This window comes from Arsenophonus endosymbiont of Bemisia tabaci Q2 (assembly GCF_902713415.1).
Lineage (GTDB): Bacteria > Pseudomonadota > Gammaproteobacteria > Enterobacterales > Enterobacteriaceae > Arsenophonus.
On record NZ_CACTIE010000124.1, the window covers coordinates 1 to 6,208 of the forward strand.

Below are 6,208 nucleotides of genomic sequence, written 5' to 3' on the forward strand. Positions count from 1 at the left end.
CACAAGCTAAATGCAAAAAAAGAGCGCTCGGATGCGACACAGATATTTTGTTCGCACTCAATATGGTGTAATCAAAATTAAGTCGCTTAGCTATATTGGCCAATTACCATTGTTAACCGCTAGCCAGATTGCAGCTAATGTTAGTTTTAAAGAGGCAAGTAATGGTTAAAGAGTGGGCAACGGTTGTGTATTGTCATAATGGTCGAGTTGTGTTGCGATATGGTTCTAATTCCGGTTGTGGTAGTTGTGCTGCTCGCGCAACTTGCGGATCTTATATTCTCAATAAAATAGGACCGAAAACTCAGTATCAATTAGAACTTGAGGTCAGTCAGCCTCTGATAGTTGGTCAGAAAATTGAAGTCGGGATCCCTGAAGCCAGTTTATTACGTTCAGCAATGCTTGTTTACCTTACCCCATTACTTGGCCTTTTTATCGGCAGTGGGGTTATGCAATTTCTTTTTTTAAATCAATTTATTATCTTTTTAGGTGCAGTTTTTGGTGGCAGTGTTGGCTTTTTTCTGGCAAAAAAAATTGCGCATTATTGGGAAAAAGAGACGCTATATCAACCGATCATTTTACAAATAGGTTTACCGCCTAATGAATTAAAACAGCAAGTATGAATGACATAGTAAGCCTAAATGCCTATCATTAGTAATTACATATCGTCACTAATCTATGCCTATAACCGCCTTATTCATAAAAAGGACTTTTTCATTATCAATGATTCTTTGAGTTGTTTGTCGCTTATATGTAAAATGCATTCCCAAGATTGTTATAATAGCTTTTATTAGTTTTAGCTTTGTAGGGGGCTAAGCTATCGCTAAAACTGATGTTATCAGGCCATTTAGAAGAAGATATAACCTTGAAAATCAAACATATAAGAAATTTTTCCATCATCGCTCACATTGATCATGGTAAATCGACTCTGTCGGATCGTATTATCCAGATCTGTGGTGGCCTTTCTGATCGTGAAATGGCAGCCCAGGTATTAGATTCTATGGATTTGGAGCGGGAACGAGGGATCACAATAAAAGCGCAAAGTGTTACCCTGAATTATAAAGCCAGTGATGGTGAAACCTATCAGCTTAATTTTATTGATACGCCTGGCCATGTTGACTTCTCTTATGAAGTATCCCGTTCATTAGCTGCTTGTGAAGGGGCATTACTGGTTGTTGATGCAGGGCAAGGTGTGGAAGCGCAAACCCTTGCTAATTGCTATACCGCAATTGAAATGGATTTAGAAGTTGTTCCTGTACTTAATAAAATCGATTTACCTGCGGCAGAGCCTGATCGGGTAGCTGAAGAAATTGAAGATATTGTTGGCATCGATGCTCATAATGCTGTTCGATGCTCAGCAAAAACTGGATTAGGGGTACAAGACGTTATTGAGCGGCTGGTTAAAGAGATCCCACCACCAGAAGGTGATCCGGCAGCGCCTTTGCAGGCATTAATTATTGATTCGTGGTTTGATAATTATTTAGGTGTTGTTTCGCTGGTACGGATTAAAAATGGTACGCTTTGTAAAGGTGATAAAATTAAAGTGATGAGCTCTGGCCAACTTTATAATGTTGATAGCTTAGGAATTTTCACACCCAAACGAATTGATCGTCAACAACTAGATTGTGGTGAAGTCGGTTGGCTGGTCTGTGCCATAAAAGATGTTCACGGCGCACCGGTTGGCGATACATTAACTGGCGCTCGTCATTCTGCAATACAGGCGTTGCCTGGTTTTAAAAAAGTAAAACCGCAGGTTTACGCCGGTTTATTCCCCGTTAGCTCTGATGATTATGAAGCATTTCGTGACGCTTTAGCTAAATTAAGCTTGAATGATGCTTCGTTATTTTATGAACCAGAGAGTTCAACTGCATTAGGTTTTGGATTTCGCTGTGGTTTCCTTGGCCTACTTCATATGGAGATTATCCAGGAGCGTTTGGAACGTGAATATGATTTGGATCTTATTACAACCGCGCCTACAGTTATTTATGAAGTTGAGTTAACAAATGGTGATGTCATCTATGTTGATAGTCCCTCTAAATTACCAGCACTTAATAATATAAATGAATTACGCGAACCAATTGCAGCATGTAACATGCTAACGCCTAAGGAATATCTTGGTAATGTTATTACGCTCTGCGTAGAAAAACGCGGTGTTCAGACTAATGTGGTTTACCATGGTAATCAGGTCGCATTAACTTATGAAATTCCTATGGCTGAGGTGGTGTTAGATTTCTTTGATCGCTTGAAGTCTACTTCTCGAGGATATACTTCATTGGATTATGGCTTTGTCCGCTTCCAGGCGGCTGATATGGTGCGTTTAGATGTGTTAATTAATGGTGAACGAGTGGATGCCTTAGCATTGATTACCCATCGTGTAAATGCACCATATCGTGGTCGTGAGCTAGTTGATAAAATGAAAGATCTGATCCCGCGCCAACAGTTTAATATTGCAATCCAGGCTGCAATTGGTACTCATATTATAGCGCGTTCAACGGTGAAACAATTACGTAAAAATGTATTAGCTAAATGTTATGGTGGTGATGTTAGCCGTAAGAAAAAATTACTACAGAAACAGAAAGAAGGTAAGAAACGTATGAAGCAGGTTGGTAATGTTGAACTACCACAGGAAGCGTTCCTTGCTATTCTTCACGTAGGTAAAGATAACTAACCGTTGTAAGGAGTGATAATGGCTAACACTTTTTCTTTGATCTTGACGCTGGCGACCTTGATTACAGGGATTATCTGGGGTATTGATCGTTTTAAATTAGCACCTCGTCGTAAGAAAAAAATGGCGAAGCAGAAAAAAGTTACTGAGGGAAGCGTAGAGCAGACGCATTTAGCTGAAAGTATTCATAAACCATCATGGGTTGATACTTTTTCATCTATTTTTCCGATATTAGCGATTGTATTAGTGATACGTTCATTTATTTATGAGCCATTTCAAATCCCGTCAGGTTCAATGATGCCTACCTTATTGGTCGGTGATTTTATACTAGTAGAAAAGTTTGCTTATGGATTAAAAGATCCTGTTACCCAAACGACATTATTGGAAACAGGAAAACCTAAACGTGGTGATATTGCGGTATTTAAATATCCTAAGGATCCTAGTGTAGATTTTGTTAAACGTGTTATTGGTCTACCTGGTGATAAAATTGTTTATGATCCTGAACAAAAAGAGTTACGTATATATCCGAATTGTTCAATTTCAAACTGTTTTCGAGCGTTACCAATTATCTATTCTTCATTAAAAGAGAGTGAATGGTCTTTATTTTTTAATATTCACTCTATGGTCGAAAGTCAGAAAGGAAGTTATAAAATTCCATTGGGCGAACCAGTACCAAGTAACGCATTACGTCAAGCGGAAAGAATCGAAAAATTAGATGATACTAGCCATGAAATCTTAGTCATCCCACAAGTATATACCCAGTCACGTTACCAACAGCCTGGTTTACCAGACAATGAATGGATTGTTCCCCCTAAACACTATTTTATGATGGGAGATAATCGGGATAATAGTGCAGATAGCCGTATGTGGGGTTTTGTGCCAGAAGAAAATTTAGTTGGGCGTGCAGTTATTATCTGGTTTAGCCTTGATAAGCATGAGGGTGAATGGCCAACTGGAGTACGTTTAAGTCGTATTGGTGCAATCAACTAATAAAATAATGAGATAAACTAATCATTAATGCTAAATTGATTTATATCGTAATCGATATAGAATATAGCACGATAATCAAAAATGATGGTTTCTTGAACGATATCAGGAAACCTGCCAACGCAACACTTTTGTAAAAATTTATTTTTCAGATCTGTTGCGTATGCTTTTTGTAATTTGATAATGAAATAATTGGTAGCACATGAATTCTTCTTTAATTAAGTGGTCAGAGCGACAAGAAATTAAACAGCTACAGCGTAAGCTTGGCTATACTTTTAAACAAATTGAATTATTAAAGCAAGCGTTAACTCATTGTAGTGCCAGTAGTAGTCACAATGAGAGATTGGAGTTTTTAGGCGATTCAATTCTTAGTTTTGTAATTGCCAATGATCTTTATCATCGTTTTCCTAAGGTTGATGAAGGCGAGATGAGTCGTATGCGAGCAACATTGGTCAGGGGTAATAGACTGGCTGAGCTTGCACGAGAGTTTGATTTGGGAGAATGTTTGCGTTTAGGGCCAGGTGAATTAAAAAGCGGTGGTTTTCGTCGAGAATCAATATTAGCAGATACTATCGAAGCGTTAATTGGCAGTATTTTTTTAGATAGTGATATTCAAACGACTGAACAAATTGTTTTAGCTTGGTATGACACTCGATTAATAGAAATTAGCCCCGGCGATAAACAAAAAGATCCTAAAACACGTTTACAAGAGTATTTACAGGGACGCCATTTACCTTTACCAAGTTATTTGGTAGTTGAAGTTTGCGGTGAAGCACACCATCAGGAATTTACTATTCATTGTCAGGTTAGTGGTATAAATGAACCGGTTGAAGGAGTGGGTTCAACTCGTCGTAAGGCTGAACAAGCCGCAGCTGAACAGGCATTAAAAATATTGGAGCTTGAATGAGCAAACAGAAAACCTATTGTGGATTTGTAGCTATTGTAGGACGCCCAAATGTGGGTAAATCAACATTATTGAACCAATTACTTGGGCAAAAGATTTCTATTACTTCACGTAAACCACAGACAACCCGTCATCGCATCATCGGCATTGAGACAGAAGCTAATTATCAAACAATTTATGTCGATACTCCAGGATTGCATGTAGAAGAAAAGCGCGCAATAAATCGTTTAATGAATCGGGCAGCAAGTAGCTCAATTGGTGATGTGGAACTGATTATTTTTGTTGTTGAAGGCACACATTGGACAAACGATGATGAGATGGTAATAAATAAGCTGCGTCATTTGCCTTGTCCGGTATTATTAGTGATCAATAAAATTGATAATGTGGTGGATAAAACCCGTTTGCTGCCCCATATTGAATTTCTTAGCAAGCAAATAAATTTTCTGGATATTGTGCCAATTAGTGCAAAAAAAAGTACTGGTATTGATATTATTACTAAAATTGTCCGCCAACATATGCCAGAAGCAGCACATCATTTTCCAGCGGACTATATCACTGATCGCTCACAACGTTTTATGGCCGGTGAAATTATTCGTGAGAAATTAATGCGTTTTCTTGGCGATGAGCTCCCTTATTCGGTCACAGTTGAAATTGAGCAATTTGTGCTAAATGAACGCGGTGGCTATAACATTCATGGCCTCATTTTGGTTGAAAGAGATGGCCAGAAAAAAATGGTTATTGGCAATAAAGGTAGCAAAATTAAGAAAATTGGCATTGAAGCTCGGATGGATATGGAAAAACTTTTTGCTACTAAGGTTCATCTTGAACTTTGGGTGAAAGTTAAAACCGGATGGGCTGATGATGAACGTGCACTGCGTAGTTTAGGTTATATGGACGATCTTCATTAAGGCGGGTTTCCGTGGACGGTTGGCAACGTGCATTTGTACTTCATACTCGCCCTTATAGTGAAACGAGTTTACTGTTAGATTTTTTCACCGAAAATGAGGGCCGTATTCAACTATTAGCCAAAGGTGCTCATAGCCGTCGAGCTAATTTAAAAGGCTGCTTACAATCTTTTACGCCATTCCTGATCCGTTGGGGAGGCAAGGAAGAAATGAAAACGTTGCGTAGCGCAGAACCTATTTCTCTAGCGCTACCATTTACCGGTACCCTACTGTATACCGGTCTATATAGCTAAGCGACTTAATTTTGATTACACCATATTGAGTGCGAACAAAATATCTGTGTCGCATCCGAGCGCTCTCTTTTTGCATTTAGCTTGTGCTCATTTATGTTCAATTGGATTAAGATCTGGCAAATAGGTAGGCAAATATTTCACCATATGCTTCGCATCGATGATGACTTGTTGAATTACTCTGTTTCTTGTGAAAAGTTGCATTATCGATCATGATTACACTTTTTTTAGGAAGTGCTGGGATAAGGACTTGGGTGACCTATGCATAGAAAACATCGCTGTTAATATTGATATCAAATAATCCGATAGCAAACAGCGTTGTGCCCAATAAAGCGCCGATAACATTTGTTCTTCCTTTAGCTCCCCAGTTCTTGAGACCAACACACCGTTGACTTTTCGGGGAATAGCCGTGAGTCCGCGGGGTATCGTGTGAAAAACCACTTTCATCAATAAAAACATT

7 protein-coding genes and 1 pseudogene are annotated in these 6,208 nt (G+C 38.7%); 7 read left to right on the forward strand and 1 reads right to left on the reverse strand.

The annotated features are described in order from the left end of the window. The first annotated feature begins 10 nt into the window (after nucleotides 1-10). The 7 genes and pseudogenes from ARSQ2_RS07145 to recO all read left to right on the forward strand — a co-directional run. Nucleotides 11-169: a hypothetical protein gene (locus ARSQ2_RS07145; RefSeq protein WP_181994866.1), complete on the forward strand. Its 159-nt coding sequence runs from the start codon at nucleotides 11-13 to the stop codon at nucleotides 167-169. Further along, a complete protein-coding gene (rseC, locus tag ARSQ2_RS07150) occupies nucleotides 162-620 on the forward strand; it encodes a SoxR-reducing system protein RseC (protein ID WP_181994867.1) in 459 nt (152 codons plus the stop codon). The genes ARSQ2_RS07145 and rseC overlap by 8 nt, the downstream gene beginning before the upstream one ends. Before the next feature lie 248 nt (nucleotides 621-868). Next, nucleotides 869-2,665: a translation elongation factor 4 gene (gene lepA, locus ARSQ2_RS07155; protein ID WP_181994873.1), complete on the forward strand. Its 1,797-nt coding sequence runs from the start codon at nucleotides 869-871 to the stop codon at nucleotides 2,663-2,665. An 18-nt stretch (nucleotides 2,666-2,683) separates the two neighbouring features. Further along, the gene (gene lepB, locus ARSQ2_RS07160) at nucleotides 2,684-3,652 is read left to right on the forward strand and encodes a signal peptidase I (RefSeq protein ID WP_181994868.1); all 969 of its coding nucleotides are present in this window, start codon (nucleotides 2,684-2,686) and stop codon (nucleotides 3,650-3,652) included. Between the two features lie 199 nt (nucleotides 3,653-3,851). Then, the gene (rnc, locus tag ARSQ2_RS07165) at nucleotides 3,852-4,556 is read left to right on the forward strand and encodes a ribonuclease III (protein WP_181994869.1); all 705 of its coding nucleotides are present in this window, start codon (nucleotides 3,852-3,854) and stop codon (nucleotides 4,554-4,556) included. Next, nucleotides 4,553-5,461, forward strand: a complete 909-nt coding sequence (gene era, locus ARSQ2_RS07170) for a GTPase Era (RefSeq protein WP_181994870.1) — start codon at nucleotides 4,553-4,555, stop codon at nucleotides 5,459-5,461. Before rnc ends, era begins: the two co-directional genes overlap by 4 nt. 11 nt (nucleotides 5,462-5,472) lie before the next feature. Beyond that, nucleotides 5,473-5,745: pseudogene (recO, locus tag ARSQ2_RS07175) on the forward strand (DNA repair protein RecO); the annotation flags it as partial. Between the two features lie 262 nt (nucleotides 5,746-6,007). Here recO and ARSQ2_RS07180 read toward each other — a convergent pair. After that, nucleotides 6,008-6,199, reverse strand: coding sequence for a transposase (locus ARSQ2_RS07180; protein ID WP_420837749.1), 192 nt, complete (start codon nucleotides 6,197-6,199; stop codon nucleotides 6,008-6,010). Nucleotides 6,200-6,208: the final 9 nt, after the last annotated feature.

Coding starts and splice junctions, on each gene's coding strand:
- ARSQ2_RS07145 (WP_181994866.1), top strand. CDS start 11: ATGCAAAAAAAGAGCGCTCGGATGCGACACAGATATTTTGTTCGCACT.
- rnc (WP_181994869.1), top strand. CDS start 3,852: ATGAATTCTTCTTTAATTAAGTGGTCAGAGCGACAAGAAATTAAACAG.
- era (WP_181994870.1), top strand. CDS start 4,553: ATGAGCAAACAGAAAACCTATTGTGGATTTGTAGCTATTGTAGGACGC.
- rseC (WP_181994867.1), top strand. CDS start 162: ATGGTTAAAGAGTGGGCAACGGTTGTGTATTGTCATAATGGTCGAGTT.
- lepB (WP_181994868.1), top strand. CDS start 2,684: ATGGCTAACACTTTTTCTTTGATCTTGACGCTGGCGACCTTGATTACA.